The following is a 24,588-nucleotide window of genomic DNA, read 5'->3' as shown; positions in this document are numbered from 1 at the left end:
AGACAAACTAATGTGTAGTAAAGGGGAGTCAATGATGAGCAAAATAAAAAAAATTATCGGCGACATCGAAATAAATAAAGGGCTGCTGCTGTTATTGACGATTGGCGGCCTTTACTCATTGGGCATCGCGCTGTCAAATACATTTGTCAACGTGTATTTGTGGAAGCAGTCGGGAAAATTTATTGATTTGGCCATATACAATTTGTCGGTCGTAACGATGCAGCCGGTTACCTTTCTGCTGGCCGGCCGGCTGGCTAAAAAAATCGACAGGGTGTTTATTCTCAGGTTCGGCGTTATCTTTTTGGCGGCTTTTTATTTAAGTGTGCTGCTTGCCGGAGAAACTGCGGCTTCCCGTCTCGTTTTGATAGGGGCCGTGCTCGGAGTTGGATACGGCTTTTACTGGCTGGCTTTTAATGTGCTGACGTTCGAAATTACGGAACCGGAAACGAGAGATTTTTTTAACGGGTTTTTAGGCATTTTGTCTTCATCGGCGGGCATGATCGGTCCGATTGTGGCCGGATATGTTATTTCAAGACTTGAAAACAATACGGGTTATACAATCATTTTCAGCCTGTCGCTCGGCTTATTTGCCCTTGCCGTGGTCATGAGCTTTTTTCTGAAGCGAAGGGAGTCGAAAGGCCGGTTTATGCTGAAAAAAGTTTTTGATGAGCGCCACACGAATCTGAATTGGCGCCGGATTACCAACGCGCACTTTTTTCAAGGCTTGAGAGAAGGGATTTTTGTTTTTTTAATCAGCGTATTTGTATTCATTGCGACAAACAGTGAGCTGGCGCTCGGAACATTCGGTCTCGTCAATTCCGCGGTTTCTTTTTTTGCCTATTATTTTGCATCAAGGCTCATCAAAAAAAGAGCTCGGAAAAAGGCGATTCTTATCGGCGGATTGATCTTGTACGGCGCCCTGTTTCTCATCATTTTTAAAATGAGCTTCACGACGCTCCTTTTGTACGGAGTGTTTATTGCGATCGGCTATCCAGTTCTGCTCGTGCCGTATGTCTCGCTTACATATGATGTGATAGGCCGGGCGCGTCTTGCCAGAAAAGCCAGAATTGAATACATTGTGCTCAGGGAGTTATTTTTAAATGCGGGCCGGATCGTTTCCATCCTTTGTTTCCTTGTAATCGTTACATTATTCAAGGAAAAAGTGGGAATACCGGCGGCGCTCGTGCTGCTCGGAGCCGGCCATCCGCTGATTTATTACTTTATAAAAGACATCAGACTGGATACGGAAACTTCTGATGAAACAGTAGAAGAAGACCGACAAAAACAGGCGGCGGAACCGAATTTTATAAAAGGAGAAAGATAAAAGGGTTATCTGTAGAAAAATATCGAAAAAACCTTTAGAATGAAAAATGACACCTGAACAGAAGGTGTCATTTCTTTCTGTAAATAAGAAAAGGTGATGTCATGAGGAGAAATAAAAAGAAAATAGCTGTAAACAAAGAAAAGAAAAAATCACTGCCGATCCGGCTTAATTTTTTGTTTTTGGCCGCGTTTCTTATTTTCACTTGGATTATCGTCGAGCTTGGCATCAAGCAGATCGTTCAGGGTGATGATTATAAAAACGCCGCTAATAAGCAGGAGGAGTCTGATGTCAGCACGGCGGTTCCGAGAGGGAAAATATACGACCGGAACCTAAATCCCATCGTAACGAATAAAGCATTAAATGCGATTACATATACACGTTCAGCCTCAACCACCCAGGCGCAGCGTTTAAAAATCGCAAAAAAACTGTCGGGTATGATTAAGGTAAGCACCAAAAAGGTGACTGAGCGGGATAAAAAAGACTATTGGATGTTAACGAGGCCTGATGAAGCGAAAAAACTGATTACGGCCGAAGAAAAGCAAAAAGCTGAAGACAAAAAACTGTCTGAAGATGATTTATATCAGCTTCAGCTGAAACGTATCACAGACAAACAGCTGAATGAGCTCACTTCAAAAGATATGCAGATCCTTGCGATCAAAAGGCAGATGGATTCAGGCTACTCACTGACGCCTCAATACATCAAAAATGAAGGGGTGTCGGCAAAAGAAATGGCCGTCGTCAGCGAACATTTAGATGAACTGCCGGGAGTTGACGTGACGTCTGACTGGGAACGGTCTTATCCTTATAAAAGCCTGATCCGGACATTGCTCGGCAGTGTATCCAGTGCGAACGAAGGTCTTCCTTCCAATCTGCTGGATCACTATCTGTCACTCGGCTACAGCCGGAATGACAGGGTCGGAAAAAGCTATTTAGAATATCAATATGAAAGCCTGCTGCAGGGTCAAAAAGAGAAAGTGCAGAACTTAACCGACTCATCCGGAAATGTCACGGGCAGCAAAGTGATTTCAAAAGGACAGGCCGGCAAAGACCTTGTATTATCCATTGATATGGACCTGCAGAAATCCGTTGAAAAAATCATTGAGAAAAATTTAAGATCGGCAAAAGCGAGACCGAGCACGAAGCTTCTTGATCGGGCCTTCGTCGTCATGATGAACCCGAAAAACGGAGAAGTGCTGACGATGGCCGGCAAACAGATTACGAATGATCATGGAAAGTACAAAATTAATGATTATGCCCTCGGCGCAATGACTTCCTCCTACGCAATGGGATCGGCGGTCAAAGGAGCGACGGTGTTGACCGGACTGCAGACGGGCGCGATTAATTTGAACACCGTTTTCCAGGATGAACCTATGTATTTCAAGGGAAGTAAAAACCCGAAAAAATCATGGACGAATTTAGGTCCCGTAGATATCCAAAAAGCGCTTCAGGAATCATCAAACGTGTTCATGTTCAAAACGGCGATTGCTGTCGGTAAAGGGGAGTACAAAAAAGGCCAGTCCCTGCCGCTTGATATGAAGGCATTCGATACTTTCAGATACTACTTCAATCAGTTCGGACTCGGAGTTAAGACGGGGATTGATCTTCCGAATGAAGCAACCGGGTACCAAGGGACACAGCGAATTTCCGGTCTTCTGTTAGACTTTGCCATCGGGCAGTATGATACGTTTACACCGCTGCAAATGGCGCAGTATGTATCAACGATCGCCAATGGAGGCTATCGTTTGAAACCTCAGCTTGTAAAAGAGGTCAGACAGCCTGATTCGAAAAAAGGAATCGGAGCCGTTGTAGAGTCTGTTCAGCCTCAAGTACTGAACAAGATTGATATGAATCATGCAGACATTAAAGAAGTGCAGGCAGGTTTCAGACGTGTCATGACAAAAGGGACAGCCGCAACTGATTTTGCGACGGCGACATACAGTCCTGCCGGTAAAACGGGTACGGCGCAATCTTTCTATGACGGTCCTGACAAATCAGAGACGGGTGAAGGAACGTATAATACGACTCTTGTCGCGTATGCACCTGCTGATAATCCGGAAGTGGCTATTTCTGTAGTCGTTCCTTGGGCCTATATTAATTACAGCGATCGATATTCGATTACGAATGATATAGGAAGAGCAGCTCTGGACAAATACTTTGAGCTGAAAAAGAAACAAGAAGATAATAATACGAAGCAGAAAAACGAAGATAAAATTCAGGAAGACGCTGAAAACGGCAATACAAGCAACTAACAGAAAAACGCTCACAACCTGTGAGCGTTTTTTTTATACAAAAAAACATCCGGATTTACAAAACCTTAACACTTGATTTATACGCATTTTACAAGAACCCTTTACTCTATACGTGTAGGACAAATTACACATTAAATGCAGGGGGAATTCAGGAAATGAAAAAAAACAAATGGATGCTTATGCTTCTGATGGCTGCTGTTATGATTGTTGCTGCAGCATGCGGAAATGCAAAGGAAAGCGGCAAGACAGACAGTCAATCTGCAAGTGAGGATAAAAAAGCATCAGGTTCTTTAACCATTTCTGGTTCATCAGCCATGCAGCCGTTAGTACTGGCAGCGGCGGAAAAGTTTATGGAAAAACATCCGGATGCTGATGTGCAGGTGCAAGCGGGAGGTTCAGGAACAGGACTTTCGCAAGTGTCTGAAGGGGCAGTGCAAATCGGCAACTCAGATGTCTTCGCTGAAGAAAAAGAAGGCATTGATGCGAAAGCCCTAAAAGACCACCGAGTAGCGGTAGTGGCGATGGCGGCTGCGGTCAACCCCGGTGCGGGCGTAAAGGATATAACCAAAAAACAGCTGACAGACGTCTTTACTGGTAAAATTAAAAACTGGAAAGAGCTTGGCGGTAAAGATCAAAAAATTACACTCGTGAACCGTCCTGATTCATCTGGAACACGCGCTACGTTCGTCAAATATGCTCTTGACGGAGCAGAGCCTGCAGAGGGCATTACAGAGGATTCCTCCAATACAGTCAAAAAAATCATTGCGGAAACGCCGGGAGCAATCGGTTATCTGGCATTCTCTTATATAAACGATGACAAAGTAACGCCTTTATCGATCGGAGGCATCGAACCGGAAGAGAAAAACGTCGTCACAGGCGAGTATCCGATTTGGGCTTACGAGCACTCTTATACGAAAGGTGAAGCGTCAGGCCTTACAAAAACGTTTCTTGACTATATGAACAGCGATGAAGTACAGAAAAGTATCGTAAAAGATCAGGGCTACATTCCGATCTCTGATATGAAAGTCACACGTGACGCAAACGGCAAGCAAAGCTGAGGGGAGGGCGGGCTCCCCGCCTCTTCTTCTTTATAGGAGTGTAAACAAATGATAAATCACAGAGAAAAAGAGTCTGTAAGCGAACGCTTAATAAGCTCAAAACAAAACAGGCAATTGGATGAAGTCCGCGGAAGGGTGGTTGTGTCTGTGTGTGCCGCGATTATCATTGCGGCATCAGCGGCGATCACAATTTTTCTCGGCATAAAGGGGCTGCAATCTTTTTTTGTAAATGGTGTAAGCCCGATTGAGTTCTTAACAAGTCAGAATTGGAATCCAACCCAGGCAAAACCTGAGTTCGGCGCGCTGCCTTTTATTTTCGGATCATTTGCGGTCACGATTCTGTCCGCTCTGATCGCAGCGCCCCTCGGTATTGCGGGTGCCGTGTTTATGACGGAAATTGCGCCGACTTGGGGAAAAAAGGTGCTGCAGCCGGTAATTGAGCTGCTTGTCGGCATTCCGTCCGTCGTTTATGGATTCATAGGTCTTACAGTATTGGTTCCGTTTATCGGCTCTTTTAAATCAAGCGGAACGGGTCACAGCCTTCTGGCGGGGACGATCGTACTCTCGGTAATGATTCTGCCGACTGTTACATCGATTTCCGCTGATGCGCTTGCGTCACTTCCGAAACACCTTCGCGACGGTTCATATGCGCTTGGTGCGACGAGGTGGCAGACAATCAGAAAGGTGCTTATCCCGGCGGCGTTTCCGACATTGCTGACCGCTGTCGTGCTCGGGATGGCAAGAGCGTTCGGAGAAGCACTCGCCGTACAGATGGTTATCGGAAATACAAAGCTTCTGCCGGAAAGCCTGCTTGATACGGCGGGAACATTAACGACGATTATCACGTTAAACATGGGCCATACCACATACGGCAGTATTGAAAATAATACGTTATGGTCTATGGGGCTTGTTCTTCTCATCATGTCGTTTCTGTTTATATTGCTCATACGCTACTTGTCATCTAGGAGGAAAGTGTAATGAACCGGAAAATAACGGATAAATTGGCCACCGGTGTATTCGGGTTATGCGCCGCTGTAATCGCGGCGATTTTGGCAGGATTGTTTTTGTACATTCTTATTCACGGCGTCTCTGAAATCTCCTTGCGTTTTCTTACGTCAAAATCGAGCGCCATTGCCTCAGGCGGCGGAATACGGGATCAGCTTTTTAACTCCTTTTACATTCTGTTTATCACCATGCTGATCACGATACCGCTTGGTGTGGGGGGCGGCGTCTTTATGGCTGAATATGCGCCCCAAAATAAAATCACCGATTTTATCAGAACGTGTATTGAGGTGCTGTCTTCGCTTCCGTCCATTGTCATCGGGATGTTCGGCATGCTGATGTTTGTAAACCTGACCGGATGGGGCTACACGATTATCGGGGGCGCGCTCGCATTAACGGTCTTTAACCTTCCCGTTATGGTCCGGGTGACAGAAGGCGCGCTCACTGCAGTCCCTAAGGAGCTGAAAGAAGCTTCTCTTGCTTTAGGCGTATCGAGATGGCATACCGTCAAAACGGTGCTGATTCCGAGTGCGATTCCTTCAATTTTAACCGGAGCCATTCTGGCATCAGGAAGAGTATTCGGAGAAGCGGCCGCATTGTTATTTACAGCGGGGCTGACAACGCCGCGGCTGAACTTTACGGATTTGAACCCATTTTCTGAATCATCTCCTTTCAACATTTTCAGGCCGGCTGAGACGCTGGCGGTTCATATATGGAGTGTCAATACGCAGGGAATCATCCCTGACGCCGAAGCGATTGCAAACGGCGGCTCGGCGGTGCTGGTGATTTCGGTTCTCTTGTTTAACCTTTCTGCGAGATGGCTCGGGTCTGTCATTTATAAAAAGCTTACGGCAAATTAATCGGAAAGAGGCGAAAACATGATCGATCACATCATCAGGGAACAAGCGGAACAGACAAAGCGTTTGCCGGAGTCTTCGATTTTGGAAGTGAAGCATTTATCAATTTATTACGGTGACAAACAAGCGGTAAAAGATGTAAACATGAATATTGAAAAACATGCGGTGACGGCTCTGATCGGTCCGTCCGGCTGCGGGAAATCAACATTTTTGAGACAGATTAACAGAATGAACGATGCCATTGCTTCGGCGAGAAGTGAGGGAGAAATCCTTTATGAAGGGCTGAATATTTTGGGTGAAGCGATTAATGTCGTGTCTCTCAGACGGGAGATCGGTATGGTGTTTCAAAAACCGAATCCGTTCCCGAAATCCATTTACAATAACATCACACATGCGCTGAAGTATGCGGGGGAACGCAGAAAAGCCGTTTTGGATGAGGCGGTCGAGGAAAGCTTAACGAAGGCGGCGCTTTGGGATGAAGTCAAAGACCGGCTTCATTCATCGGCTCTGTCGTTATCAGGCGGCCAGCAGCAGCGCCTTTGTATCGCCCGTACGCTTGCGATGAAACCTGCCGTGCTTCTTTTAGATGAACCGGCTTCAGCTCTGGACCCTATTTCAAACGCCAGAATCGAGACGCTTTTGACAGAACTGAAAAAAGATTATTCGATTATTATCGTTACGCATAACATGCAGCAGGCGCTGAGGGTGTCTGACCGAACGGCTTTCTTTTTAAACGGGGAAGTGGTGGAATACGGGCAGACAGAACAAATTTTCACGAGTCCTAAAGCGCAAAAGACAGATGACTACATTAACGGAAAGTTCGGATAGGGGGAAGGACTGTGAGCCTTGTGAAGGAAGCGGTGCACACACAGAATTTATTTGATATTCACGGCATGAACGTATGGTACGGAGCCCATCAGGCTTTAAAAGACATTACGATCGGTTTTGAGGAGCGGAAGGTAACTGCGATCATCGGTCCGTCCGGCTGCGGGAAATCCACTTTTATTAAAACATTAAACTTAATGCTGCAAATGGCCCCGAATGTCAAAGTGACAGGCGACATGATCTATAACGGGCGCAATCTGCTGAAGGAAAAGACGGATGCGGCAGAATTAAGAAAACAGATCGGTATGGTGTTTCAAAAAGGCAATCCGTTTCCCCAGTCAATATTTGAGAATGTCGTGTACGGTCCGAGAATTCACGGCGAAAAAAATAAAAAGAAACTGCTTGAAATCGCCGAGGAATCTTTAAAAGCAGCTGCGCTCTGGGATGAAGTGAAGGATCGCCTTCACCAACAGGCGCTTTCACTGTCAGGCGGTCAGCAGCAGCGGCTGTGCATCGCAAGAGCGCTCGCCACCAAACCGGACGTCCTTCTGATGGATGAACCGACGTCCGCTCTTGATCCCGTGTCCACGCGGAAAATAGAAGAGCTGATTTTGACATTGAAAGAAAAGTATACAATCGTTATTGTGACTCATAACATGCAGCAGGCTGCGAGGGTCTCTGATCAAACCGCGTTTTTCTATATGGGCGAACTGGTGGAGTGGGGCGATACGGGCAAAATATTTTCTCAGCCGGACCATCAAAAAACACATGATTATATCACCGGAAAATTCGGATGAAAAAAACGGGCCCGGCCATTAACCGGGTCCGTTTTATATGTCTATTAAAAAAGCCTGCCGGCCGTATCCATCTGAATGGACGATGCCTGCAAGCTTTTTTAGCGGGTTAATGTTTTGACGATTTTTTTAAAGCTCATATCTGAGTCGACTTTGAAATGGCCGGCGCGGATTTCTTTGTGGTAGCCTGCGTCAATGACGTAATCATTGAAGTCTTTCGCTGAAGGAATAATCCCTTCTTTTTCAAGAATGGATGACACATCAGCAGTGCTCATTCCGTCTTTAATCGTCAGTTTGTATGTTACTTTTTTCTTTTTGGCGTCTGTGTTTTGGTCGTTGTTTAACGATTTTTCTTTAGAATCAAGCAGTTTTTGATAGTCATCGCGGTTGACGGAGACTTTGTGCTGATCGTCGAGGTAGCTGTTTACTTCTTTTTCTGTCAATGCTGTTTTTTCAGTTTTAACGGCGGCTGCCTGGTCATGGTCAGTCAAATAGAAGACAGCGGCGAGAACGGCCGTCGCTAAAATCATGCCTGCTGCAAAAGCCTGAATGCCCCGTTTTGTCATACGAGCACCTTCTCATTATCTTTAATAATGGTATTGACGTCCTCGACAGACACGTGCTCCGCTTTTGCGATGGCTTCCGCAGACATTCCGTTGTTATATTTTGAAATGATTTGTTTGGCGATTTTTTGGTTAATGCCGCTGCTTTTGGCTTTGCGGATCACGAGGTTGGTTTCCAGCAATTCTTCTTCAAGCACCGTCATTTTCTTTTTCAACTTGTAAATTTCCTGCATGGCGGAAAGCTGAAGCGTTTCTAGCTCCTGTTCCACGTCTTTCATCGGATCTCTTTGAGAATATGAGAATGCAATAAGCGCTATACTGACGATAAACAACGCAATAATAGCAATTTCCACGTTTCATCACCTTCTATTATTAATTTGCCCTTCTTTTTTATACCATAAAACGCCGCCATTCTAAAGGAAATAGAGAAAAAAACGGAATTTTGTCGGAAAATCTTTTTTACTCGGGGAGCAAACGGTTATTTCTCTATAGATTTCGTATCGGAAAGCCCTTTTTTGTCCTGTTTCGTCATATTTTGCCTTCTTCTGACGCAAGCTCATTCAGAGGATCAGAAGCGTAAACTGATGTTTTCTGCACTTAAACAACATTTCATGTAAATCAGCTCTAGCATTCCGTCCATTATAGTGGTATTATATATAAGTCTGAATAAGTAAATGATATTTAGTTTGGAGGGAAAATAATGCGCGTTAATATTACTTTGGCTTGCACTGAATGTGGTGAGCGTAACTATATTTCTAAAAAGAACAAACGCAACAATCCGGACCGCGTTGAATTTAAAAAATATTGCCCACGTGATAAAAAATCTACGTTACACCGTGAAACAAAATAAGCTGTTTAACACAGCGGAAAAAGCTGGAGCTTTCAATAAAGTTCTGGCTTTTTTGTCTTTCAGGGAGGTTTGAGAAACGTGAAAGCACAAATCAGAACCGATATAAAAGCAAAGCTTTCTGACATGACAGAAAGTGAATGGGAGAAAAAATGCCGCAGCATGCGTGAAACGCTGTTTTCTTTAAAAGAATGGAAACAGGCCCGCATGATCGCCGTTACTATCTCGACACGCCTGGAAATTCCGACACGGCCGATCATTGAACAGGCCTGGCAAGAGAAAAAACAAGTCTGTATCCCAAAATGCTTTCCGCAGACGGGAGCAATGGAGTTCCGTACATTTTCTGCGTATGATCAGCTGGAAACCGTATATGCGGGCCTCAGTGAACCGATCGAGAGTCTGACGGAAAAAGCCGCCCAAAATGACATTGACCTTGTGATTGTGCCCGGCGTGGCTTTTGACCGGGAAGGCTTCAGAATCGGATACGGCGGAGGATATTATGATCGGTACCTGTCCGGTTATAAAGGCCGTACCGTGTCGCTTCTCTTTGACTGCCAGCTGACAGACCGCATTCCCCGCATGCCCCACGATATTCCGGTCGATATGATCGTGACTGAATCTGAAACCATCGCTTAATCGCATAAAAAACTTCTTGCACCGGAATAATTCTCGCTGTTTGACAAACGATAGGGGCAGGAGGGATAAGATGAAAAAATTGTTGATCTACTCATTATGCGCCGTATCTGTTTTAGCCGTTTACCAAAACCGCTACCGTCTGATGAACAGCGTGCTCAGCCAGCCGGGGATCAGACGGACATTCATTCATTTCTTTTTAAAAATACCGTTTATCAGAAACAAATTCATTCAGCAGGCATTTTAAACAAATCCCGTTTTTTCAGCGGGATTTTTTGCATAAGAAAACCTGCCGGTAAAAAACGGCAGGTTTTCTCGTATTGTCAGCTTTTTTTCAGGAAACCGAGCAGAATTGAGATCATAGGAGAAATGTACAGGAAAAAGGTAAACGGCAGGTAGTCGATGACGGAAACCCCTAATGCGCTTGCCATAAAAGCGCCGCTTACTCCCCAGGGAATCAGCGGGTTGATCAATGTTCCGCCGTCCTCAAGCGACCGCGCAAGGTGAATCCGCTTAATGCTGAGCTTGTCATATAAAGGTTTATAAGATTGACCCGGAATTAAGATCGACAAATACTGCTCACCTGTCGCAAGGTTTACGCCTATACTTGAGAAGACGGTCGCCATGACAAGACGTCCTTTCGTATGCACGCCTTTTATCAATCCTTGAAGCAGCGCCGCGATCAGGCCCGTTTTTTCCATCAGGCCGCCGAGCGCAAAGGCGATCATGATCAGAGAGACTGATCCCATCATCGATTGGAGCCCGCCTCTGTTGATAATGCTGGCCACAGCCTGGTCGCCGGTTTTAAACGCCGTCCCGCTTTGCAGGGCGGATATAAATCCTTGAATGCTGCTGTCAGGAATAAAAACAGCAGTCAGAAGCCCTGCGGAAATAATACCGGCGGTAAGCACCGGAATCACGGAAACCCGTCTCACAGCTAAAATGATCACCAACAGAGGTGAAAGAAGCGACCAAGGCGTAACGTGCACGGCCTCTTTTATTCCGGAAATGACCGCCTCAATATTTTGCGTTGAAGCGGCATTTATTGAAACAGATGAACCGAGAATATAAAAAAGAACGATCGTGATCAGCAGTGCCGGAACGGTAGTGCCCATCATATGGCGAATATGCTTAAAAATCGGAATTTCGCCGATTCCGGCGGCAAAATTCGTCGTGTCGGACATCGGTGACATTTTATCACCGAAACAAGCTCCGCAAATGACTGCTCCCGCCGTCCATTCGAGCGGAACTCCCGCCGCGCTTGCTACCCCTAACAGCGCGACGCCGATTGTACTGACAGTTGTCAGACTTGAGCCGACAAGCGTGCTGATAATCATGCAGGAAAATAATGCGGTCAAAAGCAGCTGACTCGGCTGTATAATTGACAGAGCGTAAACGGTGACGGTGGGAATGGCGCCGCTGTACATCCAGGCGCCGATCAGCACACCGATCAAAGCCAGCACGATAATCGGCTGCACACCGTTTTTCAATCCGCTGACAATTCCTTTTTCAAGACTGTCCCACGAGAAACCGAGCCATAAACCTGTCAGAGACAGAATAATGACGCAAAAGAACAGCGGCATATGCGGCTCTGTATGAAAGAAAAACAGGCAGGAAATAATGACTGCTAACATCAAGACAAATAAACTGATGGCTGAGATGAACGTCAGCCTTTTTTCTTGTTTCAAAACAACACCCCATCAAACTTTAATCCTTTTGTGCTTTTGGGCACGAAAGTATTGTAACAGAAAAACGCATAAATGAGTGTTTTTTTACAATTGTGAATATACAATTTATGAAAATAATACAAGGATATTTTCTCCAATCGTTTTTTGCTTGACGCCCGGATCAGTGATGAAATACGCTTATACTAAGAAGAATAGAAATGGTGAAGAAGATGAATTCATTTTATGACGTGCAGCAGCTGTTTAAGTCATTCGGACATATCGTTTATTTCGGTGACAGACAAGCCGAAATTGACTTTATGAAAGATGAATTAAAGGAAATGTACTTGTCAAACGTGATTGAAAGAGAATTATGGCAAAAAGCCGCCGGAGTTCTTCAGAGAGAATCGGAGCGGATCAAAGACAGATAACACAGCAGGATTTTAAATAAGAAAAGGAGATTATTATGGAAGATACATGGTTTGCGGGGATTGATCTTGGCGGAACAACCATCAAGCTGGCCTTTATCAACATGTACGGTGAAATTCAGCATAAATGGGAAGTTCCGACCGATAAATCAGGAAACACAATTACGGTCACGATCGCCAAAGCGCTTGATCAGAAGCTGGAAGAACTGAACAAGCCGAAACGGATCGTAAAATGGATCGGAATGGGAGCGCCCGGACCCGTGGAAATGGCGACGGGAATGGTCTATGAGACGACAAATATGGGGTGGAAAAACTATCCGCTGAAAGACCATCTCGAGGCGGAAACGGGTATTCCGGCCGTCATTGAAAACGATGCCAATATCGCGGCGCTCGGAGAAATGTGGAAGGGTGCAGGTGACGGGGCCAAAGATGTCATTTTAGTGACGCTCGGAACCGGAGTCGGCGGAGGCATCATCGTCAACGGAGAAATCGTTCACGGTAAAAACGGGGCCGGCGGAGAAATCGGTCATATTTGCAGTATTCCGGAAGGAGGAGCTCCGTGCAATTGCGGAAAATCCGGCTGCATCGAAACGATTGCGTCCGCAACCGGCATCGTCCGCATCGCGAAAGAAAAGCTTGCAGCGGTTTCCGACTCTTTGCTCTTACAAGTGCGCGATCTGACGGCACGTGACGTGTTCGAAGCGGCTAAACAGCAGGATAAGACAGCGCTTGAAGTCGTTGATTACGTCGCAAAACATTTAGGCCTCGTGCTCGGAAATCTGGCAAGCGCCATGAATCCGACGAAAATCGTGCTCGGCGGAGGCGTGTCTAAAGCGGGTGAAATCCTGCGGTCAAAAGTGGAAGAGACCTTCAAAATCACCGCGTTCCCGCGTTCTGCGGAAGCGGCCGATATTTCGATTGCGGCACTTGGAAATGACGCCGGAGTCATCGGCGGGGCGTGGATTGCCAAAAATGAATGGCTCAAACATCAAAACTGCTGAAGAAAGTCTGCCTGCCCATATCGCGGGCAGCTTTCTTTTTTTATCTCCCCTGTCATATAGTTTTAAAAAAAGGGGGATGAACATGGCGGGAATTCGTGTCAAACCTGAATTGAAACAGCATATGAAAGATATTGCAAAGGTGCTTTCAATTGATGAAAAACTGTTGAAAGCCGCTGATAAAATGGCGGAAAGCGATGAATTATTTTGTCCCGGCTTTGCCGTGAGCGGGCAGTCAGAGGGTCCGCCGCTTGAGACGCTGAGCGGGCTTTCGCGATACATCCGGCACTGTGAAAGCGTTCTTTCCGCTGATCAATGGGTGAAGGAAGAAAAGGTGTACGGCTCCCAATCGGTTTATGAAGAAATTGAGAAAATAACGGATGTCTTTCCGTTTGTCACATGCCGTAAAATCGGCAGTTCCGTATTGGGAAAGCCGCTTTATGAGCTGAAAATAGGTGCGGATACGGCCGAAAGAAAAGTCCATGTAAACGCCTCATTTCATGCCAATGAATGGATCACCACCTCGGTCGCGCTTAAATGGTGTAAAGAATATTGCGCGGCATTATGCGAAAATAAAACCGTTTTCGGGCACTCTGCGCTTGATATATTCAGCCGGACATCATTGTCATTCGTTCCGCTCGTAAATCCCGACGGGGTTGATCTCGTGCTTTACGGGTGTGAAGATTTATCAGAAAAAAATGAATTTCTCAACGAATTAAATGAGTACCGCCCGGATTTCCGCGAATGGAAGGCGAATATAAACGGTGTGGATTTAAATAAACATTTCCCATCCAATTGGGATATTGAACAAAGGCGCAAACCGAAAGCCCCTTCATACCGTGATTTTCCGGGAACGGCGCCGCTCACTGAACCGGAGGCGCAGGCAATGCACCGGATGATAACGGAACAGCCGCCTGACCGGCTGATCGCGCTTCATACGCAGGGAGAAGAGATTTACTGGGGATACGAAGGATGTGAACCGGAGCAATCATCTCAGATGATTCGGGAGTTTGAAGCGATAAGCGGAAACCGCTATCAAGGCGTTAAAACCATTGACAGCCATGCCGGTTTTAGGGATTGGTTTATACAGCAGTATGGAAAAGAGGGCTATACCATTGAGCTCGGGAAGGGAAAAAACCCTTTGCCTTTTCATCAGTTTGCTGATATTTATCAAGCGACGGAAGGTATTTTGTGGAGGTCGCTTGTTTTTTGAGACATCTGTGAAATTTCTCATTTGTTTACATAAACAAATATGGGACAATAGAAAGAATGGAGGGAAGGCTGATGAGATACTTGGTTTGTGTTCTGCTGTCCGCATTCGTTCTGTGTTTAGCGGCCTGTGAACCATCTCATCAGCAGCAAGACACAGGCGTTTCGGCAAAATCGGCAGAACAGAAAATCGTTCCGCTCAGTAAAAAGGAAGCGGAAAAAACGGAAGGGTGGCTGGATAACAGAACAATTCTGTATACAGCACATCATCAGCTGATGAAATATGATCTTTTCAGCGGAAAATCCGAACGGCTCTATGAAACAAAGGGCAATATTGTCAATGTAAAGATCAGCCGGAAAAAACAGCTGATTCTCGTACAGGTGACAAGCAGCGGTCAGACTGAGCTTGTGCTTATGAACAAGCAGGGGAAAAGACTTTATCACAAAGCCTTTAACTCTTATGAGCTGGAGACGGCTTGGAATCCGTATGACCCGTATCAAATGATGATTACCGTTTTTACTGAAACATGGGACTTCACAGCCTATACGGCCGATATGAACAACGGCATTTTAAAAAAGAGTCCCGTTCAGGCCCCTTTTGTTCATTGGACCTCCACTGATGAATTCCAATATATCAAGCAAGGAAAAACGGAGGAAGAGGGTCCTTTATATTCTTATGACTTGCAGACGAAAAAAGAAAAAAGAGTGCTTCATCACGTCATCTGGGCTGATTCCCGCCCGGGCATGACGATTGCCGTCAGACAAACGGATCAATCGGACGGAGACGGCGAGTTCCTTTTCCAAAAGCCGGCATCCGTGACACACCGCTTTCCTCTCCAAAAAAAGTATGAGAGCTTTGCGCCGATGGAATATGATTACGATCAGACACACAAGCGGTTTTACATATTTAAGCCTGAAGGCCGCTCTTACAATCTGATCAGCTTTGACTTAGGAGACGAACGGGAGCGGACGGTGCTCAAAAACACGGAAATGGAGCCGATTCAGATCTCTCCGAACGGGGAATACGCTTTATACGGCTTTACGTATGACCGTCTGATTTCACTGAAAACAGGCATGACAGAACCAATCATAACAAATGAAAAAGGAGTTTGAACCAAATGGCAATTGCAGATGTCACAATCATTCCGATCGGAACAAAAACACCGAGCGTCAGTGAGTATGTAGCGGATGTGCAAAACATTTTGGAGGGTTACAAAGCTGCCGGCAAAATCAAATTTCAGCTCACGCCGATGAACACGTTGATTGAAGGTGAGCTGAGCGACTTATTCGCAGTCATTCAGGACATTCACGAAGCCCCGTTTCAAAAAGGGCTGCACAGAGTGGCGACAAATATCCGCATTGATGACAGACGTGATAAAGAAACGACGCTGGAGAGCAAAATCAAAAGTGTCAGCAAACATTTGCAGCAATAAAAAATAAGCCTGTATCCATTGGATACAGGCTTTTAATGTGCAGTCGGATAGCCGCTGGTTACAACGGTCATTACGGTAAACCAGCCAAACACGCCCAGCGTGGCGGCGGCTAACAAAAATCCCAGGATATTTCTCTGTCTGACAGCCCGCAGGACTCCTAATACAGCTAATAATGCGACAAGGCCGAAGATTACAACAAGTAACATCATGCTCCTCCTTTGTCATTGGAACCTGAAAATCTTTCCATTTTATTTTAACCGTTTTCATTTTGTTTGTCGATAGCGTTTTCCCATCCGCATTCATTGAATCTTCCGCAGAAAACCTTCATAATAAGGGCATATACATAAAGAGGTGATGAAAGTGAAATGGAGACGAATGCCGGCCGGTCCGATTCAGGCAAACGCGTATTTTCTTGTCAGTGAGGATCAGTCCTGTCTTATTTTTGATCCGGGCGGGGAAGCGGACAAAATCAACAATTACATAAAAGAAAACAATCTGAAGCCGCTGGCCATCTTACTGACGCACGCCCATTTTGACCATATCGGCGCACTTGACGAAGTAAGAGACAGATGGGATGTTCCCGTCTATCTTCACAAAAATGAAGAAAAGTGGCTGGAGGACTCTTCCTTAAACGGATCAGGCATATTGCGGGGCATTGCCGTAACGGCACGGCCCGCCGAACGGCTCATCGAAGGCGACGGCATTTTGGACATCGGGCCTTTCCATTTGGAGACATTGTTTACGCCGGGACATTCACCGGGAAGCGTTTCTTATTATGTGAAGGACGCGGATCTGGTGATTTCAGGTGATGTGCTCTTTCAGGGAGGCATCGGCCGAACTGATTTACACGGCGGAAGTCAGGACGTATTGCTTGATTCCATTCATCAAAAACTGCTCACGCTTCCCGGACATACACTTGTATTAAGCGGGCACGGGCCGGAAACGGACATCCAGACAGAGCAGGAGCGAAACCCGTTTATCAATGGTTTTTCACTGTAAATGAAAAAGACAGACCATAATCGGTCTGTCTTTTTCTGTTCAATGGGTTCCGCCGCCCGGTGTCATAATAAAAATAGAGTAATATGTAAATCCGGCGAAAAATACGGTTAAGTAAGCTCCAAAAATATAAATATACATCCGCTCAGTCAGATTCAAATAAGAAAGAAATACGAAAAAGATCGTCTGTCCAAAAAACAAAAGAGAAGCGTCTTTCATGCCCCCTAGAAAAAACATGACTGCAAATATCCCCGTCCAAAATCCTAACACCCGGAACATGCGATTCATTCCTTATCCCCTCCCGAGAGTCTATCTGAAGTTTATTATAATAGATCGGCACTCAAAATGTAAACATTTTCATGATTATATTTATTGTGGAATTTATGTCTTTCCCTGTGTTTTATATCTTATGCCGCTCTCTAAAAAAGATCCGAAAAATCTTTTTGAAATACGTTTAGGGAAAAAAAGTTCAGGGTACTTATGTTAACAAAGAGACGGATTATCCGAGGGAGGAATTTTTAAAAATGAAAGAACTTATTTTTTATTCATACCCGAGCTGCACATCATGCCGAAAAACGAAACATTGGCTAAAAGCCCACAATGTTGACTTTCAAGAGCGCCATCTATTCAGGGAGACACCGACAATTGATGAATTGAAGCAGATCTTATCATTAACGACCGAAGGAATTGATGAAATATTGGCGACGAGAAGCCAAACATTTAAAAACCTCAACCTGAACATTGAAGAAATGACTGTAAATGAAGTGCTGAAGCTTTTGACTGAGAAGCCGAAACTGCTGCGGCGTCCGATTCTGATCGATCGCAATAAGCTCGTTATCGGATACAATCCGGGAGAACTGATGAAGCTGACGAAGAAAAAAACGGTACATCAATCTGTATCATAAGAGAAAAACGAAGATCCGCTGATCAAATTTATCAGCTAATCTTCGTTTTTTGCGGTTGCGGGACTGGGCTAGCTGGATTCGAACCAACGATCACGGAGTCAAAGTCCATTGCCTTACCGCTTGGCTATAGCCCATCGGATGTAATTACAGTATGTGCGTCCGGCGCCGATTTATACATACAAAGTAATTTGAATGGAGGAGACCCGTGAAACATTTGAATGAAACATTATCTCGAACCTTAATTGAAGAATCAGGTGAAATCACACGCCAGTGGCTGCTCATACCAAAATCGGGGCGGCCTTCAGATGATCAGAAAGCGGAAATGCAGCACCGTCTGTTAATTGAAATCGTTGCCGGCATTTTATCGGAAAAAGACGGCGGGGAAGAGGAGCTGACAAAGTGGGCGCTTCAGTTCGCAAGGGACCGGGCCGTCCATGAAGTACCGGTCTATGAAAGCGTCACGAGCTTTAAAGAATTCCGGAGATTGCTCTGGAACCGCATACAGACATGCTGTGAAACGATGTCTGAGAAGCCCGGGGCGAATGCGGTATTCCATTGGGGAGAGAAGCTGAACAAAGCAATTGACCATATGATTGAAGTATTTACAGAGGAATATTATAAAGTGACGGTTACACAATTAAACGCCCAAAAGGAAATGATTAACGAACTAAGCGCGCCGATTATGCCGATTGCCGACGGTATTGGAATTTTGCCGCTCGTCGGCGAAATTGATACCTACCGGGCAAAAATGATTTTGGAATCGGTGCTTGACCAATGTTCTTCACTCCGTCTTTCTTATTTATTTTTAGATATATCAGGAGTGCCGATTGTGGATACGATGGTCGCTTATCAGATTTTCAAAGTGATTGACAGCACAAAACTTCTTGGCATAGAAACGACAATCTCAGGCATCAGGCCGGAAATCGCGCAGACCGTCGTGAAGCTCGGCATCGATTTTTCTCAGGTGAAAACAGAGCAGAGTCTGGCGAAGGCGCTGGCAAAAAACGGATTTATCGTAAAAGAATCATTAAGATGATAAAAAGCTGAATGGCCGGGGAGGATTTCTCCCTCAGCTATTCAGCTTTGTCAGCTTCAATCGTCATGATATGATGGCTGTCGATTTCTTTTACCGTAAATGTGTAGCCTTCAAAATCAATGGTGCTCCCGGGCTTCGCGTCAATATGCTGAGTAAGAAACCAGCCCCCCAGTGTATCGACTTGATCAGCCGTAATCTCTGTTCCGAGTAAATCATTGACGTCACTGATCAGCAATTTGGCGTTCAGGAGATAGCGGTTCTTCCCAAGCTTTTGAACGGAAGGTGTTTCGTCCGTATCAAATTCGTCGCGGATTTCGCCGACGATCTCTTCAATGATATCTTCCGCCGTTACTAATCCCGCGGTTCCGCCGTACTCATCAATGAGAATGGCCATATGGGCGTGTTCCCGCTGCATTTTAACGAACAATTGATAAATCGGAATCGTCTCAATCACGTGGATCGCCGGCTGGATGTAAGGGCTGAGTTCGTGTTTTGTAAACGCCCCTCCTTCTGACAGGAATCTGAATAAAACTTCTTTAATATTGATGATGCCGACTACATGATCTTTATCTCCTTTTACGACGGGATACCGGGTATATTTATTTGTTTTGATAATGTCCCGGAGCATATGTCCCGATCCGCTGTCTAACGGCAGGCTCACCATTTCATTCCGGGGCACCATAATTTCTTTGGCAGTGCGCTTATCAAATGTAAAAATGTTATTTACGTAATGCAGCTCGCTTTTTTTGATCATGCCGCTTCGATAGCTTTCGGCAAGGAGCACCCGCAATTCCTCTTCCGTATAAGCCATTTCATGTTCGGAAGCAGGCTTCAAGCCGAACATGGCTGTAATCAGGCGGGCGGAATGATTGAGCAGCCAGATGAACGGAAACATTAACTTATAAAACAAAATCATCGGTCTGGCAGACAAAAGTGTAATCCGCTCGGCTTTTTGGATAGCAAAACTTTTCGGGGCGAGTTCGCCGATGACGACATTCACATATGTAACCAGCAGAAAGGCGATGATCAATGACAGTACTTGGGCAACCGCTTCGTGAACTCCGGTTTTTAAAAATAACGGCTGAAGCATTGCTTTGACTGTCGGTTCACCCAGCCAGCCGATCCCCAAAGCGGTGACGGTGATGCCCAATTGGCACGCCGATAAATATTCATCGAGGTGTGTAATGACATGCTTGGCTGCTTTTGCTCCTTTTACATCTTCCTCAATGAGCTGATTAATGCGGGAGCGCCTTGCTTTAACAATTGAAAACTCTATGGCGACAAAACACGCCGTTAATAAAATAAATAGTACGATGGCAGATAGTTTGATGATATACAATGTAACGCCTTCCGCGAAGGAAGGCTTGCACCTCCCTTTTTTCGGAATAATACCACTGTAGAAAGCTGCTCAAACATCGAACCTGGTTTAGCCTGCTTCATTTACGGTAATAAAACAAGAAAGCGATACTGGAGGATGACAAGAGATGAAGGTACATTCGGGAGCGGACTGGCTGTGGTACCAGCTCGGTCCGCATGAAAAAGCGGAAGCGAAAAAAATGATCCATCACAATCACTGGCCGCAATGCGAAAAGTGGTTTGAACATGAAAATCATATAAACTTTCTGCGCTCAGATACAAATGATCAGAATAATGAAGCGGTTTTCGGATCTTTAATCTATCATCAAGGATTAGATGATGAAAAAAACCATACCGTATTTCACTTTTATATTACGAGAGACTTCTTTTTTACGATTAATTTTGATTTTTCGCTGCTGCGCGGTGTAAAAGAAAAGCATGCCACACAGCAGATTCAAACCTGTGAAAATCCGATTGAAGGCTTTTTTGTTCTGCTGGGAGAGCTGATGAATTCCTATCTGATCGGACTGGATGAATTTGAAGTCAAGCAGCGGACGCTGAAATGGCAGATTCATGATGACAACAGCAAAGGAATCTTGGAAAATGTGCATAAACTGCGCCATGAGCTGTTCATTTGGAAAGGTCTTACACTGGGAGCTAAAAAAGTGGAAATGGCTTTAAAAGAAGCGTTTCTCCCGAAAAATGACAGGCAGAAAGATTACCTCAGGGCTCATCATAAGATGGAAAGAGGGATTACATATATCAATGAGTTTGATCAGGAACTGAGCAATCTGCTGCACGCCGAGGAAGTCATTACCTCCCAAAGAGGAAATGAAATTGTGAAAGCCTTGACGATCTTTACAACTCTCTTTACACCGATGACCGCGCTTGGAGCTCTCTGGGGGATGAACTTTGATAACATGCCGGAGCTTCATTGGAAATATGCGTATATCTGTTCCATCGTGCTCATTATTGTATCAACCCTGCTGATTTATATTTATCTGCGGCAGAAAGGCTGGACAGGGGACATTTTGAGGGAGCATCAAAAAAAATATTTGCGGAAAGAAAAGAAACGCTAAGAAGAGCAGGCATACGCCTGCTTTTTTGATGGCTGAAAATGGCCGAATGGTTCCGGATTTCATTCAGTAAATCAAAGTCAGGGGGCTTATTTTTTATTTTTTTGCGTTTTACACAGTGTAAAACGCATAATCTCTCCTTTGCCGGCTTTTGTGTATCTGATTTACAATACGTGCGGAAGGAGGAAAGTCTTGTGAAAAATATTGAAACATACAGCAGGAACATCATAAATGAGGCCTATACGGCAAGGGCTTCAGATATACACATTGTGCCGAGAGAAAAGGATGCTTTCATTCATTTTCGCATCGGCCATGCTCTTGTGAAAAAAAGAGTCTTAAAAAAAGAGGAATGCGTAAGGCTTATTTCTCATTTCAAGTTTTTATCGGCCATGGATATAGGAGAAAGACGTAAGCCGCAAAACGGGTCATTGTCTCTGCCGCTTCCGACGGAAACCGTTCATTTGAGAATGTCAACCTTGCCGACAATGAATGATGAAAGTCTTGTCATCAGGCTTTTGCCTAAGCGGCAGATTCCCCCTCTGGATAAACTGTCTTTATTTCGGGGGGCGGGCGCCGCACTATTGTCCTTTCTGAAGCATTCGCACGGCCTGCTTCTGTTTACCGGACCGACCGGATCTGGAAAAACGACCACCCTTTACTCGCTTGTCAACTATGCAAAAAGGCATTTCAACCGGCGGATTGTCACGCTTGAAGACCCCGTAGAAACAAGAGATGAGGATGTGTTGCAAGTCCAGGTGAATGAAAAAGCCGGAGTCACATATTCCGCCGGTTTAAAAGCGATTTTAAGACATGATCCCGATATGATCATCTTAGGGGAAATCAGGGATGCCGAGACGGCTGAAATCGCAGTCCGCGCGGCCATGACGGGACACCTCGTTCTTTCAAGCCTGCACACAAGGGATGCTAAGGGCGCCATATACAGACTGCTGGAGTTTGGGGTGAACATGACAGAAATTGAACAAACCGTCATTGCCATCGCTGCTCAGCGTCTGGTTGATTTAACATGTCCGTTCTGCAAAGAGGAAAACTGTTCGGTGTACTGCCGGATGTACAGGCAGACACGCCGTGCGGGCATTTATGAACTGCTCTACGGGAAAAACCTTACCCAATGCTTTCAGGAAGCAAAGGGAGAGCACGCCAATTTTCAATATCAGACGCTCCGCAGGCTGATCAGAAAAGGAATCGCGCTCGGCTATGTCACGACCGACAATTACGATCGGTGGGTGTATCATGAAGCGGATTAAACGAACCTGGCCGTTGAAGGATCAAGCGGCTTTTTTGAAAAGGCTCGGTGAAATGACGGAAAAAGGATACAGTCTGATTGAAGGGCTCAGACTGCTGAAACTCCAGCTGCATAAACGTCAGCTTGCAGAGCTGACGGACGGAATCCGCCGGCTGAGGGAAGGTGATGCGTTTTACGAAGTGCTTGAGGCACTGTCTTTTCATAAAGAAGCCGTCTCTATCTGCTATTTCGCAGAGAAACACGGAGAATTGCCAGGGGCGATGAAACAAAGCGGCGAATTATTACAGAGAAAGCTCATGCAGACGAATCAAATCAAAAAAATGCTCCGGTATCCGATGTTTTTAATTTCTTCCGTCTGTGTCATGTTTTATATCCTGCAAAGTTTAATTATTCCGCAGTTTTCTGGGATTTATCAATCAATGAATATGAATACATCCGGTGCGACTGCTTTCATCTTTGCGTTTTTTCGGCATTTTCATGAAGCCTGCGCACTGGCGCTGTCCGCCGCTTTCTGCTTGTTTTTGTACGTTTGGTTCTTATGTAAGAAAAAATCCCCGCAAGATAAAATGCTCATTGTTGTGAAAATACCCCTCTTAGGAAAAGCGGCCGTTCTTTTTAACAGCTACTTTTTCTCTTTACAGCTCAGCAGTCTTCTGAAATCCGGCCTTTCTATCTATGACAGCTTAACAGCTTTTAAAGAACAATCTTTTCTGCCTTTTTATCGTGAAGAAGCAGAGATGCTCATTACACGTCTGAAAGCCGGAGAAACCATAGAATCCGCTCTTTCCGGGCATCCGTGTTATGAAAAAGATCTTGCGGCTGCAGTCAGCCACGGACAGGCAAACGGCCTGCTTCACCGCGAACTTTATACGTACAGCCAGTTTATGATGGAGCGTCTTGAACAAAACGCGGCGAAGTATACCGGCATTCTCCAGCCTGTCATTTACGGTGTTGTGGCCGGTATGATTTTAATTGTCTACATGTCAATGCTGATGCCGATGTACCAGATGATGAACCAAATGTAAGGGAGTGCTTCGTCTGAAAAATCAAGATGGATTTACTTTAATTGAAATGCTGATCGTTTTATTTATCGTTTCCATTCTGCTTTTAATCACCATTCCTAACGTTACAAAACATAATCAAAGCATTCAGCATAAAGGCTGTGAAGGACTGCAGAATATGGTGAAAGCCCAAGTGACGGCGTACGAAATCGACCATGAAGGTAAAATGCCGGATATGAACGATTTACAATCAGAGGGGTATATCAAAAAGAATACAGCCTGCCCGAATGGTAAACAGATCTTAATTAGTGGCGGAGAAGTTACAGTTGAACAATAACAGGCGGACAGAAAACGGGTTTACCCTTCTTGAAAGCCTGATTGTGTTAAGCCTGGCGTCCGTCCTGCTGACGATTTTGTTCACGACGGTTCCGCCGGTCTGCACCCACCTTGCCGTGCGGCAAAAAACAGAACAGCTTCAAAAAGATATTCAGCTTGCGCAGGAAACGGCTATCGCAGAACATAAAAGAACAAAAATCACTTTTCTACCAAAAGAGCATAAATACAAACTGCAGTCAGGCGGAAGGATTGTCGAGCGTTCTTTTGATTCGCTTCACATTACACTTGTGACTTTACCGGAGAGCCTTGAATTTAATGAAAAAGGCCATCCGAATTCGGGAGGAAAGATTCAATTGAAGAGCGCCGGGTTCACCTATGAGATCACAGTTTACTTAGGGAGCGGAAATGTCCATGCTAAACGGAAATAAAGGGTTCTCTACTATTGAAACACTATCAGCAATGGCCATTTGGCTGTTCCTTATGACGTCTATCATTCCGGTCTGGACGGGCATGCTGACAGATGGTCTGAAAATAGAAGATCGCCAGGAAGCGTACCAGCTTCTTCAGAAGCATATCAGCACTTATATGATGACCGGAAAAAAGCCGCCGTCTCCCAGCGTGAAGTGGAAGGAGGATGGTGAGTATTACAAAGTGTGTGCGGCTGACCGCGGCGAAAAAGAAATGTGTCTCAGCATTCTCAAAACAGACTGGCTTTACGCTTCTTAATGTTTTGT

Annotated in this window: 30 protein-coding genes and 1 tRNA gene; 24 read left to right on the top strand and 7 right to left on the bottom strand. The window is 45.3% G+C overall.

What is annotated here, in order from left to right:
* The first annotated feature begins 34 nt into the window (after nt 1-34).
* The 7 genes from ACWJJX_RS12530 to pstB (ACWJJX_RS12500) all read left to right on the top strand — a co-directional run bounded on the left by ACWJJX_RS12530 (nt 35) and on the right by pstB (ACWJJX_RS12500) (nt 8,112).
* Nucleotides 35-1,324 carry an MFS transporter gene (locus ACWJJX_RS12530; RefSeq protein ID WP_014305429.1) on the top strand — a complete coding sequence of 430 codons (1,290 nt, stop codon included), beginning with the start codon at nt 35-37 and terminating at the stop codon, nt 1,322-1,324.
* Between the two features lie 101 nt (nt 1,325-1,425).
* Nucleotides 1,426-3,573 carry a penicillin-binding protein 2A gene (gene pbpA, locus ACWJJX_RS12525; protein WP_014305428.1) on the top strand — a complete coding sequence of 716 codons (2,148 nt, stop codon included), beginning with the start codon at nt 1,426-1,428 and terminating at the stop codon, nt 3,571-3,573.
* A gap of 155 nt (nt 3,574-3,728) precedes the next feature.
* The gene (locus ACWJJX_RS12520) at nt 3,729-4,631 is read left to right on the top strand and encodes a phosphate ABC transporter substrate-binding protein (protein WP_454023008.1); all 903 of its coding nucleotides are present in this window, start codon (nt 3,729-3,731) and stop codon (nt 4,629-4,631) included.
* Nucleotides 4,632-4,679: 48 nt separating this feature from the next.
* Nucleotides 4,680-5,609, top strand: coding sequence for a phosphate ABC transporter permease subunit PstC (pstC, locus tag ACWJJX_RS12515; RefSeq protein ID WP_213403485.1), 930 nt, complete (start codon nt 4,680-4,682; stop codon nt 5,607-5,609).
* Nucleotides 5,609-6,493, top strand: a complete 885-nt coding sequence (pstA, locus tag ACWJJX_RS12510) for a phosphate ABC transporter permease PstA (protein WP_003153036.1) — start codon at nt 5,609-5,611, stop codon at nt 6,491-6,493. The genes pstC and pstA overlap by 1 nt, the downstream gene beginning before the upstream one ends.
* A gap of 18 nt (nt 6,494-6,511) precedes the next feature.
* Nucleotides 6,512-7,318: a phosphate ABC transporter ATP-binding protein PstB gene (gene pstB / locus ACWJJX_RS12505; RefSeq protein ID WP_003153038.1), complete on the top strand. Its 807-nt coding sequence runs from the start codon at nt 6,512-6,514 to the stop codon at nt 7,316-7,318.
* Nucleotides 7,319-7,329: 11 nt separating this feature from the next.
* Nucleotides 7,330-8,112 carry a phosphate ABC transporter ATP-binding protein PstB gene (gene pstB / locus ACWJJX_RS12500; protein ID WP_003153040.1) on the top strand — a complete coding sequence of 261 codons (783 nt, stop codon included), beginning with the start codon at nt 7,330-7,332 and terminating at the stop codon, nt 8,110-8,112.
* A gap of 98 nt (nt 8,113-8,210) precedes the next feature.
* Here pstB (ACWJJX_RS12500) and ACWJJX_RS12495 read toward each other — a convergent pair whose 3' ends face one another.
* The gene (locus ACWJJX_RS12495; RefSeq protein WP_003153042.1) at nt 8,211-8,675 is read right to left on the bottom strand and encodes an endolytic transglycosylase MltG; all 465 of its coding nucleotides are present in this window, start codon (nt 8,673-8,675) and stop codon (nt 8,211-8,213) included.
* Nucleotides 8,672-9,025: a hypothetical protein gene (locus ACWJJX_RS12490; RefSeq protein ID WP_003153047.1), complete on the bottom strand. Its 354-nt coding sequence runs from the start codon at nt 9,023-9,025 to the stop codon at nt 8,672-8,674. Before ACWJJX_RS12490 ends, ACWJJX_RS12495 begins: the two co-directional genes overlap by 4 nt.
* A gap of 347 nt (nt 9,026-9,372) precedes the next feature.
* Between ACWJJX_RS12490 and rpmG the strand changes: the two genes are divergently transcribed.
* The 3 genes from rpmG to ACWJJX_RS12475 all read left to right on the top strand — a co-directional run bounded on the left by rpmG (nt 9,373) and on the right by ACWJJX_RS12475 (nt 10,399).
* Nucleotides 9,373-9,522 carry a 50S ribosomal protein L33 gene (rpmG, locus tag ACWJJX_RS12485; protein ID WP_003153056.1) on the top strand — a complete coding sequence of 50 codons (150 nt, stop codon included), beginning with the start codon at nt 9,373-9,375 and terminating at the stop codon, nt 9,520-9,522.
* A 78-nt stretch (nt 9,523-9,600) separates the two neighbouring features.
* Entirely contained in the window at nt 9,601-10,155 is a 555-nt protein-coding gene (locus ACWJJX_RS12480; protein WP_129091554.1) for a 5-formyltetrahydrofolate cyclo-ligase, read from the top strand.
* A gap of 70 nt (nt 10,156-10,225) precedes the next feature.
* Nucleotides 10,226-10,399, top strand: a complete 174-nt coding sequence (locus ACWJJX_RS12475; RefSeq protein ID WP_003153061.1) for a hypothetical protein — start codon at nt 10,226-10,228, stop codon at nt 10,397-10,399.
* Nucleotides 10,400-10,475: 76 nt separating this feature from the next.
* Here ACWJJX_RS12475 and nhaC read toward each other — a convergent pair whose 3' ends face one another.
* Nucleotides 10,476-11,840 carry a Na+/H+ antiporter NhaC gene (gene nhaC, locus ACWJJX_RS12470; protein ID WP_128574835.1) on the bottom strand — a complete coding sequence of 455 codons (1,365 nt, stop codon included), beginning with the start codon at nt 11,838-11,840 and terminating at the stop codon, nt 10,476-10,478.
* A gap of 197 nt (nt 11,841-12,037) precedes the next feature.
* Between nhaC and ACWJJX_RS12465 the strand changes: the two genes are divergently transcribed.
* From ACWJJX_RS12465 to ACWJJX_RS12445, 5 genes are all read left to right on the top strand, one after another.
* Complete coding sequence (locus ACWJJX_RS12465; protein ID WP_025852938.1) at nt 12,038-12,247, top strand: YqgQ family protein; 210 nt, start codon at nt 12,038-12,040, stop codon at nt 12,245-12,247.
* A gap of 35 nt (nt 12,248-12,282) precedes the next feature.
* Nucleotides 12,283-13,245, top strand: a complete 963-nt coding sequence (gene glcK / locus ACWJJX_RS12460; protein WP_069013544.1) for a glucose kinase GlcK — start codon at nt 12,283-12,285, stop codon at nt 13,243-13,245.
* A gap of 82 nt (nt 13,246-13,327) precedes the next feature.
* A complete protein-coding gene (locus ACWJJX_RS12455) occupies nt 13,328-14,455 on the top strand; it encodes a M14 family metallopeptidase (RefSeq protein ID WP_071182126.1) in 1,128 nt (375 codons plus the stop codon).
* A gap of 71 nt (nt 14,456-14,526) precedes the next feature.
* Nucleotides 14,527-15,564 carry a YqgU-like beta propeller domain-containing protein gene (locus ACWJJX_RS12450; protein ID WP_039254477.1) on the top strand — a complete coding sequence of 346 codons (1,038 nt, stop codon included), beginning with the start codon at nt 14,527-14,529 and terminating at the stop codon, nt 15,562-15,564.
* A gap of 5 nt (nt 15,565-15,569) precedes the next feature.
* Nucleotides 15,570-15,884 (top strand): MTH1187 family thiamine-binding protein, encoded by a 315-nt coding sequence (locus ACWJJX_RS12445; protein WP_003153073.1) that lies wholly within the window; start codon nt 15,570-15,572, stop codon nt 15,882-15,884.
* A 32-nt stretch (nt 15,885-15,916) separates the two neighbouring features.
* On the opposite strand, the gene ACWJJX_RS12440 is transcribed toward ACWJJX_RS12445, so the two are convergent.
* Nucleotides 15,917-16,090 (bottom strand): DUF2759 domain-containing protein, encoded by a 174-nt coding sequence (locus ACWJJX_RS12440; RefSeq protein ID WP_003153076.1) that lies wholly within the window; start codon nt 16,088-16,090, stop codon nt 15,917-15,919.
* Between the two features lie 154 nt (nt 16,091-16,244).
* Between ACWJJX_RS12440 and ACWJJX_RS12435 the strand changes: the two genes are divergently transcribed.
* The gene (locus tag ACWJJX_RS12435; protein WP_003153077.1) at nt 16,245-16,883 is read left to right on the top strand and encodes an MBL fold metallo-hydrolase; all 639 of its coding nucleotides are present in this window, start codon (nt 16,245-16,247) and stop codon (nt 16,881-16,883) included.
* A gap of 39 nt (nt 16,884-16,922) precedes the next feature.
* Here ACWJJX_RS12435 and ACWJJX_RS12430 read toward each other — a convergent pair whose 3' ends face one another.
* Nucleotides 16,923-17,168, bottom strand: a complete 246-nt coding sequence (locus ACWJJX_RS12430; RefSeq protein ID WP_003153078.1) for a DUF2626 domain-containing protein — start codon at nt 17,166-17,168, stop codon at nt 16,923-16,925.
* A 236-nt stretch (nt 17,169-17,404) separates the two neighbouring features.
* On the opposite strand from ACWJJX_RS12430, the gene ACWJJX_RS12425 reads away from it, so the two are divergent.
* Nucleotides 17,405-17,785, top strand: coding sequence for a Spx/MgsR family RNA polymerase-binding regulatory protein (locus ACWJJX_RS12425; protein WP_003153079.1), 381 nt, complete (start codon nt 17,405-17,407; stop codon nt 17,783-17,785).
* Between the two features lie 63 nt (nt 17,786-17,848).
* On the opposite strand, the gene ACWJJX_RS12420 is transcribed toward ACWJJX_RS12425, so the two are convergent.
* A tRNA-Gln gene (locus ACWJJX_RS12420) sits at nt 17,849-17,919 on the bottom strand.
* 71 nt (nt 17,920-17,990) lie between these two features.
* Between ACWJJX_RS12420 and ACWJJX_RS12415 the strand changes: the two genes are divergently transcribed.
* Nucleotides 17,991-18,821, top strand: a complete 831-nt coding sequence (locus ACWJJX_RS12415; RefSeq protein WP_454023007.1) for an STAS domain-containing protein — start codon at nt 17,991-17,993, stop codon at nt 18,819-18,821.
* A 37-nt stretch (nt 18,822-18,858) separates the two neighbouring features.
* Here ACWJJX_RS12415 and ACWJJX_RS12410 read toward each other — a convergent pair whose 3' ends face one another.
* Nucleotides 18,859-20,160, bottom strand: coding sequence for a hemolysin family protein (locus tag ACWJJX_RS12410; RefSeq protein WP_070082114.1), 1,302 nt, complete (start codon nt 20,158-20,160; stop codon nt 18,859-18,861).
* Between the two features lie 145 nt (nt 20,161-20,305).
* Between ACWJJX_RS12410 and ACWJJX_RS12405 the strand changes: the two genes are divergently transcribed.
* The 6 genes from ACWJJX_RS12405 to comGE all read left to right on the top strand — a co-directional run bounded on the left by ACWJJX_RS12405 (nt 20,306) and on the right by comGE (nt 24,580).
* The gene (locus tag ACWJJX_RS12405) at nt 20,306-21,256 is read left to right on the top strand and encodes a magnesium transporter CorA family protein (RefSeq protein WP_071391609.1); all 951 of its coding nucleotides are present in this window, start codon (nt 20,306-20,308) and stop codon (nt 21,254-21,256) included.
* Between the two features lie 191 nt (nt 21,257-21,447).
* Complete coding sequence (comGA, locus tag ACWJJX_RS12400) at nt 21,448-22,518, top strand: competence type IV pilus ATPase ComGA (RefSeq protein ID WP_003153083.1); 1,071 nt, start codon at nt 21,448-21,450, stop codon at nt 22,516-22,518.
* Entirely contained in the window at nt 22,505-23,542 is a 1,038-nt protein-coding gene (gene comGB / locus ACWJJX_RS12395; RefSeq protein WP_063174751.1) for a competence type IV pilus assembly protein ComGB, read from the top strand. The genes comGA and comGB overlap by 14 nt, the downstream gene beginning before the upstream one ends.
* Before the next feature lie 4 nt (nt 23,543-23,546).
* Nucleotides 23,547-23,855 (top strand): competence type IV pilus major pilin ComGC, encoded by a 309-nt coding sequence (gene comGC, locus ACWJJX_RS12390; protein WP_003153087.1) that lies wholly within the window; start codon nt 23,547-23,549, stop codon nt 23,853-23,855.
* Entirely contained in the window at nt 23,845-24,282 is a 438-nt protein-coding gene (comGD, locus tag ACWJJX_RS12385; protein ID WP_182069281.1) for a competence type IV pilus minor pilin ComGD, read from the top strand. The genes comGC and comGD overlap by 11 nt, the downstream gene beginning before the upstream one ends.
* Nucleotides 24,266-24,580 (top strand): competence type IV pilus minor pilin ComGE, encoded by a 315-nt coding sequence (gene comGE, locus ACWJJX_RS12380; RefSeq protein WP_146284356.1) that lies wholly within the window; start codon nt 24,266-24,268, stop codon nt 24,578-24,580. The genes comGD and comGE overlap by 17 nt, the downstream gene beginning before the upstream one ends.
* The last annotated feature ends 8 nt before the right edge of the window (nt 24,581-24,588 follow it).

The organism is Bacillus sp. YH3-2-B2 (genome assembly GCF_053663335.1).
The sequence above is the reverse complement of the archived record's forward strand: the minus strand, read 5'-3'. Positions and strand labels throughout refer to the sequence as shown.